The organism is Ensifer sp. R-19 (assembly GCF_049905105.1).
Taxonomy (GTDB): Bacteria; Pseudomonadota; Alphaproteobacteria; order Rhizobiales; family Rhizobiaceae; genus Ensifer.
Map to the genome: position 1 here is coordinate 168,045 of NZ_CP184570.1, position 20,806 is coordinate 188,850.

A 20,806-nucleotide genomic window follows, 5' to 3' on the forward strand; every position below is an offset into this window, starting at 1 on the left:
CACGGTAATCTGCATCATGCCTCGCGCTGCAAATATACGCGATTCCCGCTTGATAAGCCATCGATCTTGCAACCTTCGTGGGTCGCAATCCTCCGTTATCCCTCATAACTAGGCAAATTCAATCGGTTAGATTCGACTGCGCTCAGCTTTGCGCGGCGCTATGTTGTGCTTCTACGGCACACAAACCAGGATATCCGAGGGCGAGCTGTTCTTTAACTGACGCGGCGACGAGGCGCTCTGGTCACGACAACGTGTGTGGATAGCAGTCAGCCATATGCGCTCACAGTGTGGCTCCGCTCGTTATGGATCTCCGGCGAATTCTCTCATTTAAGGAGTTGCTGATATTGAGGTGTATGTATTGAAATTCGGAAAATATCTTATTTTCCAGAGAAAAATAAAGGGTATAAATATAACGATGCCGGAGAAATTGCGTCCGAGAGAGAATTTGTTTCCTAAATTTTTTTGTGAACGGAACTATTCCATCCATTATACTGTGACATATTTCTGCAATAAAACGGTACCATCGAGCCTATCTTGGAATAAACCAAGGAAAATAACGGCTTCTACTATAAAGTGCTCTTTTTCAAGAAATTCACGCGGTAGTTTACAAAGTTAGAATATTGTAATAAAACTGAATATGTACAAGTAATACACACTTTTCTCTTCCGCGGCCATCTGCATGACCGGGGATGAACGCTTATTGTTTTCAATTTTCTTTTTTTTTTGGTTGGAGGATTTTGAATAAGATGGGTGAGCATTTTCACAATTCATTAAGAGCAGCCCTCCGCCCGTCCACCATGGACAGGGCCATCGTTGTCCCGAGGGTCAGTGTCATCGTCCCTACGGTAAATGAGGCAAAAAACCTACCGCATGTCCTGCCACGCATACCCGCCTGGATAGACGAGGTCATCCTTGTCGACGGAAACTCTACCGATGGCACCGTCGCCGTTGCGCGCGAACTTATGCCCGATATCGTCGTAATAGAGCAGCCGCGCCTTGGAAAAGGGGTGGCGCTTGCTGCTGGTTTCGCCGCGGCCCGCGGAGACATCCTCATCACCCTTGACGCGGATGGTTCCGCTGACCCCGAAGAGATGACTGGTTTTGTGGGTGCATTGCTTGCAGGCGCCGATTTCGTAAAGGGTTCGCGGTTTCTCCAAGGCGGCGATACGCGTGACATGGAATGGTACCGACGTCTTGGAAACTGGGGCCTGCTGCAATTGGTGCGTCTGCGCTTCGGCGGTCGCTACAGCGATCTTTGCTACGGTTACAACGCCTTCTGGCGTGACGTTTTACCCCATTTGCGGGTCGAGTCCGCGACCGGTTTCGAGATCGAAACGCAAATGAATATCCGCGCGCTACAAGCAGGCCTCGCCATAGCGGAGCTTCCGAGCCGGGAATATGCGCGGATCCACGGCGTCAGCAATCTACGCACGATTCCCGATGGCTGGCGCGTCCTGAAGACAATTGCTCGGCTGGGCCTCAGTCAACGCAGTCGCGCCGGTGCCATGGTCAGAAACCGTACGCAGCGGGCAGGTTGAGGCCTGCCATGTCTTCGATTGCGGTTGTGATCTGCGCTTACTGCGATGAGCGCCGCCTACAACTGGGCGACGCTATTAACTCGGTATTGAAACAAGACGGCAAACCTGATCGGCTCGTCGTCGTCATCGACCACAACGACGACCTGCTGCGGGAGATGCGGACCTCTTACCCAGGTGTCGAGGTGATCGCCAATGACGGGGCGCGAGGCCTCTCGGGTGCGCGAAACACCGGCGTGCGTGCCGCCGCGCCCTGCGATATCGTTGCGTTTCTTGACGACGACGCTGTCGCCGAAGCCGACTGGCTGCAACGGCTCGCGCTGCACTTTGTGGATCCAAACATTATCGGCGTCGGTGGCAAGGTGCTGCCACTTTGGCCAGATCAGCGACCGCGCTGGTTTCCAGAAGAATTCCAGTGGGTGGTCGGCTGCAGTTACAAGGGCCTGCCGAACAGGCTGAGCCCGGTTCGCAATCCGATTGGCTGCAACATGTCGTTCCGACGGACCGTCTTCGATGCCGTGGGCGGCTTTCGCGAGGGTCTCGGTCGCAGTGGCCAGGATGCCGCCGGGTGCGAGGAAACAGAGCTTTGCATTCGCGCCCGCCGGCACTTCCCGGCAGCAGTCATTCTCTACGATCCGCTAGCCGTGGTTCATCACCACGTTACCAGAGAACGGACGCGGTGGGCCTACTTCCGCAGACGATGCCAGGCTGAGGGACGCTCGAAAAGTGCTGTGGTCGAAACCGCAGGGGCGGGCGACAAGCTTGGTGCCGAGCGTGCCTATGTTACCCGCACCTTGCCGGCTGGCGTCTTTCGCGGCTTAATGGATATGGTGACGCGACTTGACCCTTCGGGGCCGATGCGTGCGTTCACAATCGTCGCGGGGCTTATGTTTACGACGGCAGCCTATCTTGCCGCAAAATTCTCCAGACGCTCAAGTCCTTTCCGCCCAATTAAGATCGTAGACATAGACCATACCAAGCCACTTCCGGCGATCGACCTTACCAGGCCGAGCGGCGATGTGCCCTATGGCGGCGTTTTCTGTTTGATCCGCTCTGGCGCGCAGCCGCTCGCACTCGTCGAGTTGCAGCATTCTGGCCCCATGATTGCGCCTGCAGACTTGCTCGCGGAGATCGGCTCCGTGCGGTCCTTGCCTTCAGTTAACTCCAACCGTGCGCCTGCGCGTGAAAGAGTGGCGGTGGTGATTGCAACGCGTGATCGCGCAGAGAGCCTGGATCGCTGCCTCGCGTCGCTGTTTGATCAGACCCGCGCCCCCGATGAGGTGCACGTTGTAGACAACGCTCCGGCCTCGAAGGCGACATTGGATCTGATTTCGGCACATTACCGCGGACGGGTGCACTATGTGCTCGAGCCAACCCCGGGGCTCGGACGGGCACACAATACTGGCCTGCGCTACGTGTCCAGCGACATCGTTCTCTTTACCGATGATGACGTCGTGCTCGACCGACATTGGGTCGAAGCGATGGCGGCGCCGATGGAGGAGGATAAGGCTGTCGGTTGCGTGACCGGTTTGATCCTGCCAGCCGAACTCGAAACTCGGGCGCAGGTCTGGACGGAGCGGCATGGCGGCTTCGGGAAGGGGCTGCAACGTCGAGTTTACGATTTGGAGGCGAACCGTCCCAAAAGCATGCTCTTTCCCTTCACCGCTGGTCAATTCGGTTCAGGTGCCAACATGGCGTTCCGGGCAAGTGCGTTGCGCCGGCTTGGCGGCTTCGATGCAGCACTCGGTGCTGGAACGCTGGCGCGTGGCGGCGATGACCTTGCTGCCTTCTTCGCCATCGTTAGCGGCGGCTTTAGACTGGTCTACCAGCCTCAGGGCATTATCTGGCACTACCACCGCCGCGGCGAAGACGGCATGCGTCGGCAAGCCTTTTGTTATGGCATGGGGCTTGGCGCCTACCTGACGAAGATCGTTGTCGACGAACCACGTCGGGCTATTCGGCTCGCTGCGGCAATTCCAGCAGGCATCTTACACATGGCCGGGCCGACATCGCAGAAAACCGCGCGGCTACCAAGCGACTACCCGCTACGACTCGTCTGGATGGAGCGCCTTGGCATCCTTGCAGGTGTACCAGGCTATTTGCGCAGCCTAGCAAAACGTCGGCGCGACGATCGACCGCGTAATGGCGTTGACGAAAGACGACCGGCAGAAAGAGAGGTTTGACATGCAAGCTATCCCGATCCTGGTCTATCACAGCGTCGGCCGCACTTGCGGCCCGGCCTATCGACGCTGGCTGGTGACCGAGCGGGAGTTGGACGCACATCTCCAGGCCCTGACGCAGCGCGGCTACCGCTCAATGACGGTTCGCGACCTTGCGCTATTGCGTTGCAGCGGACAACCGATCCCTCCGCGCACCTGCGTCATTACCTTCGACGATGGACTTCGCGACTTTGCCGAAGCCGCAATGCCGGTTCTGGTCGACCGGAAGTTTGCCGCCACACTCTATGTCGCCACCGGTTTCGTGGGGGCGACCGCCCGATGGCTTGCGGATCTCGGTGAAGGCAATCGCCCAATGCTCAACTGGTCCGCGCTGCGTGACCTGCACGACGCCGGGATCGAGATCGGCGCGCACTCTGTAACTCATCCCGAACTTGACACGCTGTCCTTTGCAAAGGCTACCAGCGAGCTTCGCGATAGCAAAAAGGCCCTGGAAGACGGGTTGGGCGCGGCAGTCACCACATTCGCATACCCTCATGGCTACGCGTCCCGCGCAACGCGCAGGATTGCAAAAGATGCTGGATACCTCGCCGCCTGCCGTGTTCGTCACGCGCTCAGCGACGAGACGGAAAATCTCTTCGCTCTTTCTCGCATTGTTGTCACCAGTGAAGTAACGCCAGACGCGCTCTTGGATATGATCGAGACGCCGCAGCTTCCCGTCGCACCACCAGCCGATCGGCTGATTGCCACCGGTTGGCGCGCAGCAAGACGCCTGCGCGCCTTGCACCGCTCGGTGTTTCCAAGGCGCCAAGTGGCCGGAGCAGAAAGTGGGGCGTGATGAGTTCCTCAGGCTGGATCGGACTTGTCGCTGTCGGTGTCCTGTGGGCCGGGTCGGCGTCTGCCGCCGCGCCGGAAACCTCAGCGATCGACCCTCTATCCCAACACGATCGGTCTGAAGGAGGGCAACAGGTTGTCTTCCAGCCCAACCTAGGCCGGGCATTGGCGCAACTGGCTGACCTCTACATTGCACGCAAGGTCGATGCCACGACCGTGGATCGTCTGCTCGGCGAGTATGAAGGTATGCTGCGCAATGCCGGGCCGGATGCGATTGTCGCGGTATCGCAGCCGAGAGGCTCGGGTGAGGTTGTCAACGAAGCGCCCGATGGCACCCGCGTGCTTACTCTCTACGAACGTGCGGCAGCCTACGGCTATCGGGGCGCGCTGTTTGGTCTCGGTGATCTCTACAGTCGTGGCGAACTCGTCCCTCGCAATCCCGAAAAGGCATTTGCCGCTTATGCCGAGGCGGCAAATCAGGGGATCCCCGCGGCGCAGTTGCGGATGGCGGAATTGATGATCCGGGGTGAGGGCACGAAACGCGATGTGACGGCAGGCGAGGCGAGCCTGCGCGTGCTCGGTCAATCCGAAAATCCCAGCGTGCTGGAGCTAGTAGCTGAGCTTTGCCTTTCCGGACGCATACCGGAACAGACCGATATGGCGGTTTCGGCGCTGCGCAAGGCGGCAGATATGGGTTCCGCAAGGGCGCACTTCAGGCTCGGCGAACTCTACTACGCCGGAACAGTCCTGGTTTCGGACTATTCCGCCGCGCTTGTTCATTACCGTCTGGCTGCGGGACACGGAAATGTGGATGCAAAAGTTCGGATTGCCGAAATGCAGGCGCGTGGTCAAGGCATGGCCCGCGACGTGACGAAGGCGGTGCGCGAATTGCAGGTTCTGGCCGATCTCGGCGCACCGATTGCCGACCTCTCCCTTGGAAGTCTCTATCTGAAAGGCGATGTCGTGCTGGCCGACCCGGTTCGTGCGGCAAAATACTTCCGTCAGGCCGCCGCCCGTGGCAGCGGGACGGCGCTGATGCAGCTTGGAGACCTCTATGCGGATGAGGGGGCGGTGACTGGCGACTATGGTCCAGCCGTTCAAAGCTATCAACAGGCCGCAGCGAACGGCAATCCAGGCGCGAGAGTACGGCTTGCGGAAATGAAGGCGCGAGGGCGCGGAATGCCGAGGGATCTTGCCGCGGCGACGACGGAACTGATGACGCTTGCAAGTGCAGGGGAGGCCGGTGCCTCTTTGGCGCTTGGCGATCTCTATGGCGAAGGGCGCGCGTTAGCCATCGAGCCCGCCAAAGCTCTGATCTACTATCGACAGGCCGCCGCTCAGGGCAGTGTCACGGCGTTGCTCCGGCTCGGGGAATTCCATTCGCAAGGCGAGTTATCCCGACCCGAGTACGGACGTGCGTTGGAATACTATCGTGCCGCAATCGCTAGGGGCAGCGTCAGTGCAAAGGTCCGGTTGGCAGAAATGACGGCCATGGGCCGAGGTGTGCCGCAGGATGTCGCCGCCGCCAAAGCCGAACTGGAAAACCTTGCAGCCCGCGGCGAGGGGGAGGCATCCCTTCTTTTGGGTGATTTCTACGCCCGTGGGGATGTCATGCCAGCCGATCCTGCCCAAGCCTGGCTCCACTATCGGCGTGCTGTCGATCAGGGAAGCGTCGCTGCGCTGACACGGCTTGGCGATCTCTACGCCGGCAACGGTAGGGCTAAGCCAGACTATACCCTCGCGCAGGACTACTATCGGCGCGCCGTCAGCAGAGGAAGCGTGAGCGCCCAGGTGCGGCTCGCAGAAATGGAGGCTCACGGGCAGGGGCTCGTTCGCAACGTATCGACGGCGACGCGAATTTTGACGTCGCTTGCCGAACGGAGTGAACCGGCTGCCGCCCTTAGCTTGGGTGATCTCTATTACTCCGGGGAAGTCACCCGGGCGGATCCGGCACGCGCAACCGGATATTACCAGCACGCTGCCGCGCTTGGAAGCATAACGGCCTTGCTTCGACTGGGCGATCTCTACCTCACCCAGGGCGCACTAACGGGCGACTATAGGGCCGCAAGAGTAAGCTATGAGCAGGCAGCGGCGAGGGGAAACGTCGGTGCGAAGGTGCGGCTCGCGGAAATGAAGGCGAGAGGACGCGGCACAACGCAGGACGTTGCAGCCGCGAAGGCAGAGTTGGATTCTCTCGCGTCGGCCGGGGACGCGGGCGCTTCGCTATCGCTCGGCAATCTGTACAGTGACGGACAGGCTCTGGCAGCCGAGCCAGCTCAGGCCCTCCTCTACTATCAGCAGGCAGTTGCACAGGGCAGTGTCACGGCGCTTCTTCGCCTTGGCGACCTTTATTCCGACGGTGAACGGACCGCCGCCGATTACGCGCGCGCCATCGAGTTCTATCGCAAGGCCGCAGATGCAGGAAACGTCAACGCAAAGATACGGGTGGCGGAGATGAAGTCGCGGGGGCGCGGCATCAACCAGGACATCGCCGCCGCGAAAGCCGGACTCGAGCAGCTCGCAGCAGCGGGCGAGGCAGATGCCTCACTGGCTCTCGGCGACCTCTATGGTAAGGGCGAAGTTGTCGCGTTCGATCCTGAGAAAGCTCTCAGCCAGTATCGGCGGGCTGCCGATGGGGGCAGCGTGACCGCCTTATTGCGGCTCGGCGACTTTTATTCACAAGGCCAACCGACGATGCTCGACTACGGGCTTGCGCAGGACTTTTACCGTCAAGCGGTCGGCCGGGGGAATGTGAGCGCCAAGATCCGGCTCGCCGAAATGCAAGCACGCGGGCAAGGTATTGCGCGGGACGTATCCGCCGCGACCCGGGAACTGACCGAGCTCGCGCAGCGAGGTGAGACGGCTGCCGCGCTGGCGTTGGGCGACCTCTATGGCAGGGGAGAAGCCGTACCGGTCAATCCGACGCAGGGTTTGCAATATTATCGCCAGGCGGCCACGCAAGGCAGCATGACTGCGTATTTGCGGCTTGGCGACCTCTATTCCGCCGGCACCACATCGGCGACGGATTACGCGGCAGCGCTAGACCACTACCGCCGCGCTGCTGAACGAGGGAATTTGGTGGCGAAGGTTCGGCTCGCCGAAATGAAGGCGCGCGGCCAGGGTATGGCGCCGGATGTCGCGTCGGCGACAAGCGAATTGACCGCCCTGACAAAAGGAGGAGAAAAAGCCGCAGCGATTGCGCTTGGCGAACTCTACAGCAATGGACAGGTCGTGCCTGCCGACCCAACCCTTGCTGCCGGCTATTATCGCCGCGCCGGAGAGCTTGGCAGCGTTGAGGCAAGGGTGCGGCTTGCGGAGATGGAGGCAAGAGGGCTGGGCGTCAAGCAAGACGTGACGGCTGCCACCGCCGAGCTGGCGGCGCTTGCCAAGGGAGGGGAGGCCAGCGCGTCCCTCGCCCTTGGTGATCTCTATGCCGAAGGAAAGGTCGTACCCCAAGATCCATCAGCCGCCGTCAACTACTATAGGCAGGCGATCTCGCAGGGAAGCGCCACCGCACATCTTCGCTTGGCCAATCTTTACTCTGCCGGCGGTCTTTTGGCGACGAACTACGCCGGAGCATTCGACCAATATCGCCAGGCGGCAGAGCGCGGCAGCAACGAGGCAAAGATCCGGATGGCTGAAATGACGGCGCGGGGCCAGGGGACTGCCCGCGACGTAGCAATGGCAACGCGTGAATTGATTGCGCTCGCCGACAGGGGAGAGACCGCCGCTGCGATCTCGCTCGGGGACCTTTATGGCGCGGGAGACGTGGTCCCAGCCGATCCGGTGAGAGCGCTGCATTACTACCGGCAGGCCGCCCAGAACGGCAGCATTACCGCGTTGCTGAGACTGGGGAGCTATTACTCCGAAAGCGGGTCGCCAGTGGCGGACTTTGCTCTGGCGCAAAACTATTATCGGCAGGCTGCCGGTCGGGGGAACACAGAGGCCGCAGTCCGGCTCGCCGAAATGAAGGCCCGGGGACAGGGCATGGCGCGGGATGTGGCATCGGCCACACAAGAATTGGCTGCCCTGGCCGAAAAGGGAGAGACAGTAGCCGCGCTTTCTCTCGGTGAGCTCTATCGCCAGGGGGAGGTTGTGCAAGCCGACCCTGGGCGCACGGTCGAGTACTATAGCCAGGCGGCCGAGCGCGGCAGCGTGACGGCGATGATACGTCTCGGCGAGTTTTACTCCAAGAGCCAGACGGCCATGACTGACTACGCTCGCGCGCAAAACTTCTACCGTCAGGCGGCAAGCCAGGGTAGCGTTGAGGCGAAGGTCCGGCTTGCGGAAATGAAAGCCCGGGGCCTTGGCGTTCCGCAGGACCTCGCGGCGGCCCAGGCCGAGCTTAAAAGCCTTGCTGCATCCGGCAGACAGGAGGCTTCACTGGCATTGGGTGATCTTTATGGTGACGGAAAAGTTGTGCCGGCTGATCCCGCGCAAGCAGTGCAATATTTCCGGCAAGCCGCGTCGCAAGGCAGCACAACGGCGAATATTCGATTGGGCGACCTCTATTACGCGGGCAAGGGGGGGAGGACGGACTTTGCGGCCGCCTTCGATCACTATCGCCGCGCGGCAGAGCGGGGCAATTTGGAGGCCAAGGTTCGGCTTGCGGAAATGCGGGCGCAGGGCAAGGGCATCCCCCAGGACCTCTCCGCTGCCAAGACCGAGCTGGAAAACCTTGCCGCGCGCGGCGGGGCCGAGGCGTCGCTTGCCGTCGGCGATCTTTATAGCAAGGGCGAGGCGGTGCCGGCCGATCGCGCCCGTGCGGCGGACTATTATCGACAGGCCGCCGCGCAAGGCAATGTCGCCGCATTGCTGCGGCTTGGGGATTTCTATTCGAAAAGCGAGGCAGCCACGACCGACTTTCCGCTGGCCCAAAGCTACTACCGCCGGGCGGCAGAACAGGGCAACGTCGAGGCGAAGATACGGCTTGCAGAGATGCAGGCCCGAGGCCAAGGTGGAGAGCAGAACATGGAGGCCGCCAGTGCCGAATTGGCGGTGCTTGCCGACAGAGGCGAAGCCAGCGCTGCACTCGCCCTTGGCGATCTCTATGGACGTGCAGGCGTGATGCCCAATGATCCGATCCGGGCCGCCCACTACTACGAACAAGCCGCAAAACAAGGGAGTTTGACGGCGCTGCTGCGGCTCGGCGACGTTTATCGAGGTCGCGAACCAGGCAAGGCCTTCGCCGCCTTTAGCGCAGCGGCCAAGCAGGGTAGTCTAGACGGCAGCCTGCGTGTTGCGGAGCTGACGATCCGTGGCGAAGGGACGTTACGCGATGTCCCGCAAGGCGTTGCGACGATGCGTTCGCTCGCCGAAAGTGATAATCCGAACGTACTGGAAGCGCTGGCCGACCTCTGCTTGTCCGGTCGCGTGCCGATGCAGCCGGAACTCGGCATCACAACCTTGGAGCGCGCTGCGCGCCTCGGCTCGGTGCCGGCGCATGTACGGCTCGGCGATCTCTACGCCGCCGGGAATGCCGTAACGGTCAACCATGCTCTCGCGCTAGAGCACTATCGCCAGGCGGCCGATCAAGGCAGCCTGGAGGCGAAGGTGCGGCTCGCTGAAATGAAGGCACTCGGCCGGGGCATGGCTCCCGACGCGGGAAGCGCCACCGGCGAACTCGCGATGCTTGCCGCCCAAGGTGAAGCGGGCGCGGCCTACTCTTTGGGCGACCTTTACGCCAAGGGTCAAACGGTGCCAGCTGATCCGCTGCGGGCTCGGCAATATTACCAGCAAGCCGCAGATCAAGGCAGCGTGAGGGCCATGTTGAGGCTTGGTGACGGCTATCGGTCGGACGATCCAGGTAAGGCGTTTGCGGTCTATAGCACAGCAGCAGATCAAGGTAACCTGGAAGGCCAGCTACGTGTCGCCGAACTGACAATCAGGGGCGAGGGGACACAGCCAGATGTGAATGCCGGAATGGCGGAGCTTCGTGCACTCGGAGCAAGCGAGAGCCCGGATCTCCTGGTCACACTCGCCGAACTCTACCTCTCCGGACGTATCCCTTTGCAGCCAGCGCCTGCCGTCGCGGCGCTTGAGAAGGCGGCGCATTTGGGATCCGTCCGGGCGCATGTACGGCTGGGCGACCTCTATTCCGAGGGAGATGATGTAAAGGCGGACTACAGCGCTGCGCTTGAGCACTATCGCCAGGCAGCCGAGCAGGGCGATGTGGACGCCAAAATACGCCTTGCCGAGATGGAAGCACGCGGCCAAGGCATAAAGAAGGACGTCGCTTCGGCGGTCAATGTGCTTTCATCGCTGGCGGCCGAGGGCTCAGCTTCCGCCCTGCTCTCCCTCGGTGACATTTACGGCGGGGGGCAAGTTACTGCGCAAGATCCGAAGCTGGCTGTGAAACATTATAAGGCCGCAGCGGAGCAGGGTAGCGTTTCAGCGATGCTCAGACTCGGTGATGCCTACAACAACGGACGTCTTGTCCCGCGTAATACGAAGGAGGCCGAAAGGTACTACCAGATGGCCTTCGAAACGGGGAACCCGGGTGCCAATGTGGCGCTCGGCCGCTTCAAGGCGTTGACAAAGACACGCAAGAATGCAGCTGCGGGCATGGCCTTGCTCCAACGCTCCGCAGACGAGAAAGTGGTCGGAGCATCATCGGTTGTCGCTGAGGCCCTATTTTACGGTCAAGGCGTCACGCGCAGCAGCAAGACGGCTCTCGCCGTCCTGCAGAACGCTGCCAAGGAGGGCGATCGGATTGCGGCAATCGATTTGATCGAAGCCTATCGTGATGGCAAGCGCGATGGCCGCACACAACTCGTAAAAAGGGACAACGCGAAAGCGAAGTCGGTCTTGCTCGCGTCGGCCGACCTGCTCTCAGGCCCCGAAAAGAGCATTCAAACCTTTCTGTTGGATGCCTCGACGGCAAAAGCCAGCGCGTTTGCGGCGCTCAGCAACAGGTTTAAGTCCCTGACACAACCGGAACGCCAAAGGGTCGTGCGTGATTTGGCAAGGACCAACCCTCGACTGTTTGCCTACCTGATAGAAGCACAATTGCGCCAAAACGGTGTGCGCGTCGGGCCGGTTGACGGACGGCTTAACGCGGCCGCCCAAAGGGCAATGGCCCGGCAATGCCGCACGCTTCTTCCGGGGCGCCAATGCAATCAAGGTCTCTCGACGCCGCGGGTCGTTGAGACGCTTGCCCAGATGTTCTGAAGCAATATCGCGATTGGGGGAAGCCCGTCTTCCCGTGCGACCCTGATCGCCACTGCCTGTATAGGCCGGCTGCGGCTGCCAACGCCTTTCTAGGGGCCCTGAAACTGAAGATTTTCCTTGAGCAGGATCTCGATGCGAATCCTCTCCTGCGAAGCCAGCAGCTCGCGATGATCTGCGCGGGCGCGCATGATGCGCAGTGCGCTTCTGACCGCATGGCCGGGGTCCTGGGCGATCAGGGCATCAATGCGTTCGTCCATCAACGCCCGCTCGCTGAACGGCGTGCGCTCGTGAGCAACGACGGTGAGCTGACGCGAGCCCTGCGCATTCCAGACCGCCGTTAACGGCGCTCGCGCCTCGGAACTCAGCACATAGACGGCAAGCGTATCGGGGTTGTGTTGCAACGTCCTGTTGATGATCAATTCGGCGCGTTTCTCGTCAGCATAGGTTTCGAGGGAAGGCAGACACTGGAGATGCGGAAACTGCGCATTGATGATGCTGTCGAAGCCGAGACGGCGCTGGATGCTGTCGAGTGCCATCATGGTCTCCGCCACGACCATGATCTTGCCGGGCTGGTTGCCGATGAAGCGGCCTGCGATCTTGCCGGCCGTGGCGCCGGCCGCGAAGTTGTCGATACCGACATAGTCGGCCCTTTCCAGCCGTTCCTGGCCTGACAGGAACTGCACGACCCTCACGTCTCGTTCCACGAGCCGCACCAGCGCATCGCGAACCTGTGGCGATTCCGGTGCCATCACCGCGACGCCATCGAGAGTTTCGTGATCGATGAGGCTCAGATACTTGGCGACGTGGTGCGGGTCTGCCATCGGGATCTGCACGGCCTCGACCTCGGTGGAATCGGCGCGCAGCGCGTCGCGTGCCTCGGTGACGCGCCCGATCAGTTCGCTCAGATACTGGTCGCCGGAGACGGGAAGGACGAAGCGAAACCGGTAGGTCTTGTTGCGCGCAAGTGCTACCGCCGCCGGGTTCCTGACGAAGCCGATGCGCTCGATGGCGTCGTTGACCTTGCGGAACGCCTTCTTGCTGACATTCGGCCGGTCGTTCAGCACGCGGTCGACGGTGGCCAGGCTCACGCCGGCTGCCTCTGCAAGATCTTTCGCGGTAGGGCGCATGCAATCGCTTCTCTTTGCTCTCGATCCTTCAGGGCGATTCCTCCAACAAAAGCAATCGAAAAGCAAGAATTGATGTGCGCACCTCAAAATTTGCTTGCATTGAGGTGCGCACCTCAATAAAAATAGTGCTGTGGCCGGCAGAGGAGTGCGTGAGGCCACGGAGCGATGCGAGGGAGGCCTGCCCACGAAGAAACGTCGCTTTGCGCCCGCTATTCGCCACAGGCGTTTTCAGCTTCCGATGGAGGTCGGGAGGAAGGGGAGGAGGCCCCAGCTATGGAACTTCGTCATTTCAAATCATTGGCCGCATCGGGTGCCCTGCTGGCGGCAAGTGTCGCAAACACCGGCCACGCAAGCGCAGCTGAGCTGACGCTCTGCTGGGCGGCATGGGATCCGGCAAATGCCCTGGTCGAACTCAGCAAAGATTTCGAGGCCAAGAGCGGCATCAAGATGAAATATGAGTTCGTGCCATGGCCGAACTTCGCCGACCGCATGCTGAACGAGCTGAACTCCGGCGGCAAGCTGTGCGACCTCATGATCGGCGACAGCCAGTGGATCGGCGGTGCGGCTGAAAACGGCCAGTACGTCAAGCTCAACGATTTCTTCGACAAGGAAGGGATCAAGATGAGCGACTTCATCCCCGCAACCGTCGTCGGCTATGCCGAATGGCCAAAGAACTCACCAAACTACTGGGCGCTGCCGGCATTCGGCGACGTCGTCGGCTGGAGCTACCGCAAGGACTGGTTCGCCCGCCCCGAATTGCAGGCGGAATTCAAGAGTAAGTACGGCCGCGACCTTGCTGTGCCGAAGACCTTTGCCGAACTCAAGGAAATCGCCGAATTCTTCCAGAAACGGGAGATCGACGGGAAGACGGTCTACGGCGCTGCGATCTACACCGAGCGCGGATCCGAAGGCATCACCATGGGTGCGATGGACGTGCTCTACAGCTTCGGCTTCGAGTATCAAAACCCCGACAAGCCCTACGAGCTCGAGGGATACGTGAATTCCGCCAAGGCGGTGAAGGGGCTGGAATTCTATAAGGCGCTCTACGACTGCTGCACGCCGCCTGGGCATTCCGACGCCTACATGTCCGAGGACATCGACGCCTACAAGTCAGGCCAGGTTGCCCTTCACATGAACTTCGCCTTTACCTGGCCCGGCATCAATGCCGATGCCAATGTGGGCGGCGACAAGTCGGGCTATTTCCCGAACCCGGCCGGTCCCGATGGCGTTGCCTTCGCGCAGCTCGGCGGCCAGGGCATCTCCGTAGTCTCAGCGTCCGAGAAGCAGGACGATGCCCTCGCCTACATCAAGTGGTTCGCCCAGCCGGAAATCCAACAGAAGTGGTGGCAGATGGGCGGCTATTCGGCGCTGCGCAAAGTCGTCGAAGATCCTGGCTTTGCAACCAGTCAGCCCTATGCCCAGACCTTCCTCGACTCCATGGCGATCGTGAAGGACTTCTGGGCTGAGCCATCCTATGCCTCGCTGCTTCAGGCGACGCAGAAGCGCTTCCACGACTATGTGGTCGCCGGCCAGGGTTCTGCGCAGGATGCACTCGACGGTCTCGTCAAGGACTGGACGCAGATCTTCGACGACGAAGGCAAGTACTGACCGCCATCAGGCCATGGCTGTGCACCTCCCAGCGCGCCATGGCGCGACACGGAGCCGGGGATTTTCCCCGGTTCTGTCGCCGCCTTCTGCGTGGTTCCTTCGATCGTGGTCGATTGAAGGACGAAAACATGCAGTAATTCAAAGTGCTGCAACGGCCTTTGCGCCTCGATTGAGACGCGCGGCGCGGCAGTCAAATGAGGGAACTACCCATGCTGAAATCAACAGTGGACCGGGTCGCGGGAGCGACACCGCATGCCCTTGCCAAACGGGTCCGAGGTCTCTCGGATCGGTCGCTGGCCTGGCTGTTCGTTGCCCCGTCCATCGTCCTGCTTCTCGCGGTCAATATCTTTCCGCTGATCTGGACGGTCCGACTGAGCTTTACGAATTTTCGCGTCAACAGGCCGAATGCCGAGGTCCAGTTCATCGGGCTCAAGAACTACCTGAGCATCCTGTCCGACAAGGACATCTGGCTGACCATGCAGGCGACGGCCCATTTCCTGATCTGGACGATCGTCCTTCAGGTGCTCATCGGCTTTTCCCTTGCCTACCTGATCAACAAGAAGTTCCGCGGCAACGATCTGTGGACCACGATCATCGTTCTGCCGATGATGCTGAGCCCGGCGGTGGTCGGCAATTTCTGGACCTTCCTCTACCAGCCACAGATCGGTCTCTTCAACTACGCAGTCGGTTTCCTGACAGGGGCTGATCCCTCAAGTTTCTCGATGATCGGCGATGTGTCGCTTGCCCCTTGGGCAATCATCATCGTCGACACCTGGATGTGGACGCCCTTCGTGATGCTGATCTGCCTTGCGGGCCTTCGCTCCATTCCGAGCAGCATTTATGAGGCCGCCGAATGCGACCGCGCCAGCAAATGGCGGCAATTCTGGACGATCACCATTCCGCTCGTACTGCCGTTCCTGATGCTCGCCGTGCTCTTTCGCGGCATCGAGAACTTCAAGATGTTCGATCTTGTCGTGCAGCTGACGGGCGGCGGACCGGGATCGATCACCGAACTCACCTCGATCAACCTGAAGCGTGAAGCTTTCGAGAAGTGGCGCACCGGCTACGCATCCGCCTACGCCGTCATCCTCTTCGTCACCGTCTTCGGCCTGGCGTCGATCTACGTCAAAGCCCTGAACAAGGTCAAACAACGATGAGCTATTCCGTTACCGAGCCGTCGCAACGGCAAAAGTGGTTCGCCGGGATCCTGGTCGTTGGCTACGCGCTGATCACGATCCTACCGCTTGTCTGGATCATCGCGACGAGCTTCAAGTCGCCGGCCGACGCGATCGCCTATCCGCCCAAGACCTTCTTTACGCCGACGGTGGAAGGCTATGTCAACGTCTTCACGACGCGTACCCGGCTCACCGAGGAGCAGTTGAAGGCGGTCGGCGAGCCGCAGACATGGTATGACCGGCTGGTTCGCAAGGATGGCCTCGTCATCTCCGGTCCGTCGCGCTTTGCCGAGCGCTTCACCAATTCGGTGATCATCGGCTTCGGCTCGACCGTGCTCTGCATCGTGCTCGGCACGGCCGCCGCCTACGCCTTCTCGCGCTTCAAGGTACCGCTGAAGGATGATCTGCTGTTCTTCATTCTATCGACGCGCATGATGCCGCCGATCGCCGTCGCCATCCCGATCTTCCTGATGTTCCGGTCATTGGGCTTGAACGACACCCATGCGGGCATGATCCTGCTCTACACGGCGGTCAACCTGTCGCTGTCGGTTTGGCTGCTGAAGGGCTTCATCGACGAGATACCTGTCGAGTATGAGGAGGCGGCGCTCATCGATGGCTACACCCGGTTCCAGGCTTTCTACAAGGTGGTGTTGCCGCAGGCGGCGACGGGCATCGCCTCAACCGCGATCTTCTGCCTGATCTTTGCCTGGAACGAATACGCCTTCGCAGTGCTTTTGACCTCGGGCAACGCCCAGACGGCGCCTCCCTTCATTCCGACCATCATCGGCGTCAGCGGTCAGGACTGGCCGGCTGTTGCCGCCGGGGCGACCCTGTTCCTCGTGCCGGTCATGGTCTTCACCATTCTTCTGCGCAAACACCTGCTGCGCGGCATCACTTTCGGAGCCGTACGCAAATGACGAGATTCTTCAATGGATTGCTGCACTTGCGCCGCGGTGCCTGGGAAATGCTGGCATCGGCCCTGATCGCAGCGGGCGTCTTCATGCTCATGCAGCCCTTCGCTCTCGCGCTCTACTCCTGGTCCTTCGTCATAACCTTGCTGGGTACGGTGATGTTCATCATCGTCAGCCATTTTCCGGAGTAAACCGATGGCGCAGATCAGAATTCAGAATGTGCGCAAGGAGTTCGGCGCCTTCACCGCGGTGCGCTCCTCGAGCTTCACCATTGAGGATGGCGAGTTTTTCATGCTGCTCGGCCCATCCGGCTGCGGCAAGACGACGACCTTGCGCATGATGGCCGGCCTGGAACTGCCGACGAGCGGCGAGATCTTCATCGACGGTGAAGAGGTCGGGATGAAACCGGCCAGCAAGCGCGATATCGCCTTCGTCTTCCAGATGTTTGCACTCTATCCGCATATGAACGTGCGCAAGAACATCTCCTATCCGCTGGTCAGCCAGGGCTTGCGCGGCGAGGAAGTCAGGTCGCGCGTCGCCGAAGTCGCCCGCATTCTCAAGATCGAGACCATTCTCGACAAGCCCGTCGGCGGCCTTTCGGGCGGCGACCGCCAGCGCGTCGCGCTCGGGCGCGCCATCGTGCGTCGCCCCAAGGCCTTCTTCATGGACGAACCCCTCGGCGCACTCGATGCCGAGTTCCGCGAGCACATGGCCGAGGAACTGCGGGCACTGCACGACCGCATGGGTGCGACCACCGTCTATGTGACCCATGACCAGCTCGAAGCGATGCAGATGGGCGACAAGATCGTCGTCATGAACCATGGGGTCGTCGAACAGTTCGGCAAGCCGCAGCAGATCTACGACTGGCCCGCGACGAAATTCGTAGCTCAGTTCATTGGTTCTCCTCCGATGAACTTCCTGGAATTCGAGGGGATGATCGGCGTGGGCGGCGCCGCTATCGATCTCGGCGGCATAGAGGTCAAGGTGCCGACCTCGCGGGAAGGACGCGCCGGAAGGCTGACGCTTGGCGTCCGGCCGGAACATGTGAAGTTCGTCAGTGACGGCGGCTATCGGGGCCGCGTGAGCGCTGTCGAATATCTCGGGACCACCCAGATCGTGACGCTTGCAACGAGCCACGGCGACCTCAAGGCACGCATTTCATCGGGCCACCGGGTTCAGGAAGGCGAGCAGATCGGCCTCGAATTCGATGCGAGAACGCTTTCGGTTTTCGATGCGGAAACCGGCAAGGTGCTGTTATCCGACGGCAATCAAGGAGTGCTGAGACATGGCTGAAGTCGTCTTGGAAAACGTGACGAAGACGTTTGCTGGTACGGTTGCTCTCGATAATGTCTCACTGACGGTTCCGGACGGTTCTTTCGTCGTGCTGCTCGGGCCGACCGGTGCTGGAAAGACCACGACACTGAGAATGGTCTCCGGCTTGGACACCCCCGATCGCGGCGACGTCTATATCGACGGAGAACCAGTGAAAGGGCTGGCGCCTGCCGAACGCAACGTAGCCATGGTCTTTCAACAATACTCGCTCTACCCACACCTCACGGTTCGTCAGAATCTGGAGTTCCCGCTGAAATCTCCGCTGTTGAAGACGCCGAGGGAAGAGATAGACCGGAAGGTGAGGGAGGTTGCCGAGGTTCTCCAGATCGCGCACAAGCTCGACAACAAGGCAACGGCATTGTCAGGTGGAGAGATGCAGCGCGTTTCCATCGGCCGTGCTCTTGTCCGAGATCCGCAGATATTCCTCATGGACGAGCCGTTGAGTTCGCTCGATGCTAAGCTCAGGGCCGATCTTCGCATCGAGCTCAAGCGCATCCAGGCGAGGTCGGGCGCAACCCTGCTCTACGTCACTCACGACCAGATCGAGGCGATGACGATGGCGACCCATGTCGGGGTGCTGAATGAGGGCAAGCTCGTTCAGTTCGGCTCGCCGCGCGCGGTGTATGAGCAGCCGGTCAGCGTCTATGCGGCGACGCGGCTGGGACAGCCACGGATCAATGTGCTTCCGGCCGACATTTTTGCCGGCGCCCCCTTAGGCGCGGCAAGCATCGGCCTAAGACCGGAGCACATCCAGCAGGGTGCGGGGGAGGATGCTCTGGTCAAGCGCGTCGAGCACTTGGGCGACCAGACGCGTCTGCATCTGACCTTCAGGAAACACGATCTCATCACCGTCACGGACGCCCACACGCCGCTGCGGGGCGGTGAAACGATCAAGATTCAACCTCTAAAGCCGCTCTACTTCGATGCGGCAGGCATGCGTTTGGCTTAAGGAGCTCGATATGGCGCAATTCATCAATAAGCGGGAAGATGTCGTGACAGAAGCGATCGACGGTGTTCTGGCCCTGTCCGGCGGCGCGCTGACCCGCCTTGACGGCTATCCGCATATCCGGGTCGTGTTGCGCAGCGACTGGGATAAATCGAAGGTCGCGATCGTCTCAGGCGGCGGTTCCGGTCATGAACCCGCTCATGTCGGCTTCGTTGGACACGGCATGTTGACGGCTGCGGTCTGCGGCGATGTCTTCGCTTCGCCGAGCGTCGACGCGGTTCTTGCCGGCATTCTCGCCGTGACCGGTCCGGCCGGATGCCTGCTCGTCGTCAAGAATTACACCGGCGACCGGCTGAATTTCGGTCTTGCGGCAGAGCGCGCCCGCGCCTTCGGACTGAAGGTCAGCATGGTGGTCGTCGGGGACGATATCGCGCTGCCCGACCTGCCGCAGGCGCGCGGCGTTGCCGGCACCCTTTTTGTGCACAAGATCGCCGGCGCACTCGCTGAACGCGGTGCCGATCTCGACACGGTGACGGCGGCAGCCAAGAAGGTCATTGCCGGCACGCACACCATCGGCATGTCGCTGGACACCTGCCGGGTTCCGGGGTCGCCAAAGGAGGAACGGATACCTTCGGGCAAGGCGGAGCTCGGCCTCGGCATCCATGGTGAGGCCGGTGTCGAACAGATCGATTTTGCGGGCGCCCGCTCGGCGGTGGCGACCATGGCTGAGCGTCTGGCAGCCGTCATGGGCGAAGGCACGCACGTCGCGCTGATCAACAATCTGGGCGGCACCTCGGTGCTCGAAATGTCGGTGCTCGCCCACGACTTCATCAATTTGCCTCTCGGCAAAAGGATCACTCACACGATTGGTCCAGCGCCGCTGATGACATCGCTCGACATGCAAGGCTTCTCGGTCTCGGTTTTTGCAGCAGACCAGGCGGAACTTGAACTTTTGAAGGCACCGGTGGCGATCGCCGCCTGGCCGGGTGTCTCGGAGGTCCGACCGATCGCCGTCAGCGCGTTGCCGGATGGCTTGACTCCGATCACGCCGATGGCATCCGATCATGGGGCAACGCGTGCATTCCTGATCGACTGCTGCAAGGTGTTGATCGCCGCCGAGCAGGATCTCAATGCGCTCGACGCGAAGTCCGGCGATGGCGATACGGGCTCGACGCTGGCGGGAGCCGCTCGCGCCCTGATCAATGCGATCGATCGGCTGCCATTATCCGATCACACCCAGCTTTTGCGTGCGATCGGCCAGGAGCTAAGCCAGACTATGGGCGGCTCCTCCGGGGTGCTGCTTGCCATTTTCTTCGCAGCCGCCGGCGACGGAGCATCAAGCGGTCTACCGATGCGCGAGGCGCTTCGAACCGGGCTTGCGCGCATGCAGGAGATCGGCGGCGCCAAGATCGGCGACCGAACGATGATCGATGCTCTGTCTCCGGCGCTCGATGCGCTCGGCGACAGCGTGGTCGCGGCAGCGGCTGCCGCACGAACGGGGGCGAACTTCACCTCCACCTTGACGCGTGCCAAGGCCGGTCGCGCGGCCTATATCAATGCAAAGCAGCTCGAGGGCCATGTCGACCCCGGTGCCGAGGCCGTCGCCCGGCTGTTCGAGCACCTGGCCGCTTAGGCTGTCGTGCCGCTCATGAGACGCCGCCGAGCCTAGCGTTCGGCGGCGTAGGGGACTTGCCTCTCGTCTATGTCTGATCGAAAGCCCGCCACATCTCGCCGATGGATCGTAAGACGCCGCCAGGACATCAAGGGCATCGAGCATTCCCAATGTCCGTCGGAGGCTGCAAAGCCACAGCCGCGACTTCCGCTTCGACAGTGCGCGAAGGGACGAAGGGCAATTTCGAGCCAGGATCGATATTTCCGCAAGATCGTTGGCGGCCTAGCAGCAAAGATCGGGATATTTTCTTCTGCATATTGCCAAAGTATCTTTCGTTATGGTAACGTTCCCACATAGTTCGGGTGATGCCTTGAGAGGC

The 20,806-nt window shown here is 60.9% G+C and carries 12 protein-coding genes; 11 read left to right on the plus strand and 1 reads right to left on the minus strand.

What is annotated here, in order from left to right:
- Positions 1-689 precede the first annotated feature (689 nt).
- The 4 genes from ACN9MO_RS20175 (at position 690) to ACN9MO_RS20190 (ending at position 11,716) form a co-directional block, all read left to right on the plus strand.
- Positions 690-1,538 carry a glycosyltransferase family 2 protein gene (locus tag ACN9MO_RS20175; RefSeq protein ID WP_425987451.1) on the plus strand — a complete coding sequence of 283 codons (849 nt, stop codon included), beginning with the start codon at positions 690-692 and terminating at the stop codon, positions 1,536-1,538.
- Positions 1,539-1,546: 8 nt separating this feature from the next.
- Positions 1,547-3,718 (plus strand): glycosyltransferase family 2 protein, encoded by a 2,172-nt coding sequence (locus ACN9MO_RS20180; protein ID WP_162733600.1) that lies wholly within the window; start codon positions 1,547-1,549, stop codon positions 3,716-3,718.
- 1 nt (position 3,719) lies between these two features.
- Positions 3,720-4,550, plus strand: a complete 831-nt coding sequence (locus ACN9MO_RS20185; RefSeq protein ID WP_162770994.1) for a polysaccharide deacetylase family protein — start codon at positions 3,720-3,722, stop codon at positions 4,548-4,550.
- 161 nt (positions 4,551-4,711) lie between these two features.
- Positions 4,712-11,716, plus strand: a complete 7,005-nt coding sequence (locus tag ACN9MO_RS20190) for a tetratricopeptide repeat protein (protein WP_425987454.1) — start codon at positions 4,712-4,714, stop codon at positions 11,714-11,716.
- An 89-nt stretch (positions 11,717-11,805) separates the two neighbouring features.
- Here the strand turns inward: ACN9MO_RS20190 and ACN9MO_RS20195 are convergent, their stop codons facing one another.
- A complete protein-coding gene (locus tag ACN9MO_RS20195) occupies positions 11,806-12,843 on the minus strand; it encodes a LacI family DNA-binding transcriptional regulator (RefSeq protein WP_113132451.1) in 1,038 nt (345 codons plus the stop codon).
- 273 nt (positions 12,844-13,116) lie between these two features.
- Here ACN9MO_RS20195 and ACN9MO_RS20200 point away from each other — a divergent pair, with 273 nt between their 5' ends.
- The 7 genes from ACN9MO_RS20200 (at position 13,117) to ACN9MO_RS20230 (ending at position 20,448) form a co-directional block, all read left to right on the plus strand.
- Entirely contained in the window at positions 13,117-14,451 is a 1,335-nt protein-coding gene (locus ACN9MO_RS20200; protein ID WP_113737563.1) for an extracellular solute-binding protein, read from the plus strand.
- Positions 14,452-14,660: 209 nt separating this feature from the next.
- The gene (locus ACN9MO_RS20205; protein ID WP_057249298.1) at positions 14,661-15,608 is read left to right on the plus strand and encodes a carbohydrate ABC transporter permease; all 948 of its coding nucleotides are present in this window, start codon (positions 14,661-14,663) and stop codon (positions 15,606-15,608) included.
- Entirely contained in the window at positions 15,605-16,543 is a 939-nt protein-coding gene (locus ACN9MO_RS20210; RefSeq protein WP_058327521.1) for a carbohydrate ABC transporter permease, read from the plus strand. The genes ACN9MO_RS20205 and ACN9MO_RS20210 overlap by 4 nt, the downstream gene beginning before the upstream one ends.
- Complete coding sequence (locus ACN9MO_RS20215) at positions 16,540-16,728, plus strand: hypothetical protein (RefSeq protein ID WP_057249296.1); 189 nt, start codon at positions 16,540-16,542, stop codon at positions 16,726-16,728. Before ACN9MO_RS20210 ends, ACN9MO_RS20215 begins: the two co-directional genes overlap by 4 nt.
- Positions 16,729-16,732: 4 nt before the next feature.
- The gene (locus tag ACN9MO_RS20220) at positions 16,733-17,830 is read left to right on the plus strand and encodes an ABC transporter ATP-binding protein (protein WP_113132454.1); all 1,098 of its coding nucleotides are present in this window, start codon (positions 16,733-16,735) and stop codon (positions 17,828-17,830) included.
- A complete protein-coding gene (locus ACN9MO_RS20225) occupies positions 17,823-18,818 on the plus strand; it encodes an ABC transporter ATP-binding protein (protein WP_113132455.1) in 996 nt (331 codons plus the stop codon). The genes ACN9MO_RS20220 and ACN9MO_RS20225 overlap by 8 nt, the downstream gene beginning before the upstream one ends.
- Before the next feature lie 10 nt (positions 18,819-18,828).
- Positions 18,829-20,448 carry a dihydroxyacetone kinase subunit DhaK gene (locus ACN9MO_RS20230; protein WP_057249293.1) on the plus strand — a complete coding sequence of 540 codons (1,620 nt, stop codon included), beginning with the start codon at positions 18,829-18,831 and terminating at the stop codon, positions 20,446-20,448.
- Positions 20,449-20,806: the final 358 nt, after the last annotated feature.

Coding starts and splice junctions, on each gene's coding strand:
- ACN9MO_RS20230 (WP_057249293.1), top strand. CDS start 18,829: ATGGCGCAATTCATCAATAAGCGGGAAGATGTCGTGACAGAAGCGATC.
- ACN9MO_RS20175 (WP_425987451.1), top strand. CDS start 690: ATGAACGCTTATTGTTTTCAATTTTCTTTTTTTTTTGGTTGGAGGATT.
- ACN9MO_RS20225 (WP_113132455.1), top strand. CDS start 17,823: ATGGCTGAAGTCGTCTTGGAAAACGTGACGAAGACGTTTGCTGGTACG.
- ACN9MO_RS20205 (WP_057249298.1), top strand. CDS start 14,661: ATGCTGAAATCAACAGTGGACCGGGTCGCGGGAGCGACACCGCATGCC.
- ACN9MO_RS20180 (WP_162733600.1), top strand. CDS start 1,547: ATGTCTTCGATTGCGGTTGTGATCTGCGCTTACTGCGATGAGCGCCGC.
- ACN9MO_RS20215 (WP_057249296.1), top strand. CDS start 16,540: ATGACGAGATTCTTCAATGGATTGCTGCACTTGCGCCGCGGTGCCTGG.
- ACN9MO_RS20185 (WP_162770994.1), top strand. CDS start 3,720: ATGCAAGCTATCCCGATCCTGGTCTATCACAGCGTCGGCCGCACTTGC.
- ACN9MO_RS20200 (WP_113737563.1), top strand. CDS start 13,117: ATGGAACTTCGTCATTTCAAATCATTGGCCGCATCGGGTGCCCTGCTG.
- ACN9MO_RS20220 (WP_113132454.1), top strand. CDS start 16,733: ATGGCGCAGATCAGAATTCAGAATGTGCGCAAGGAGTTCGGCGCCTTC.
- ACN9MO_RS20210 (WP_058327521.1), top strand. CDS start 15,605: ATGAGCTATTCCGTTACCGAGCCGTCGCAACGGCAAAAGTGGTTCGCC.
- ACN9MO_RS20195 (WP_113132451.1), bottom strand. CDS start 12,843: ATGCGCCCTACCGCGAAAGATCTTGCAGAGGCAGCCGGCGTGAGCCTG.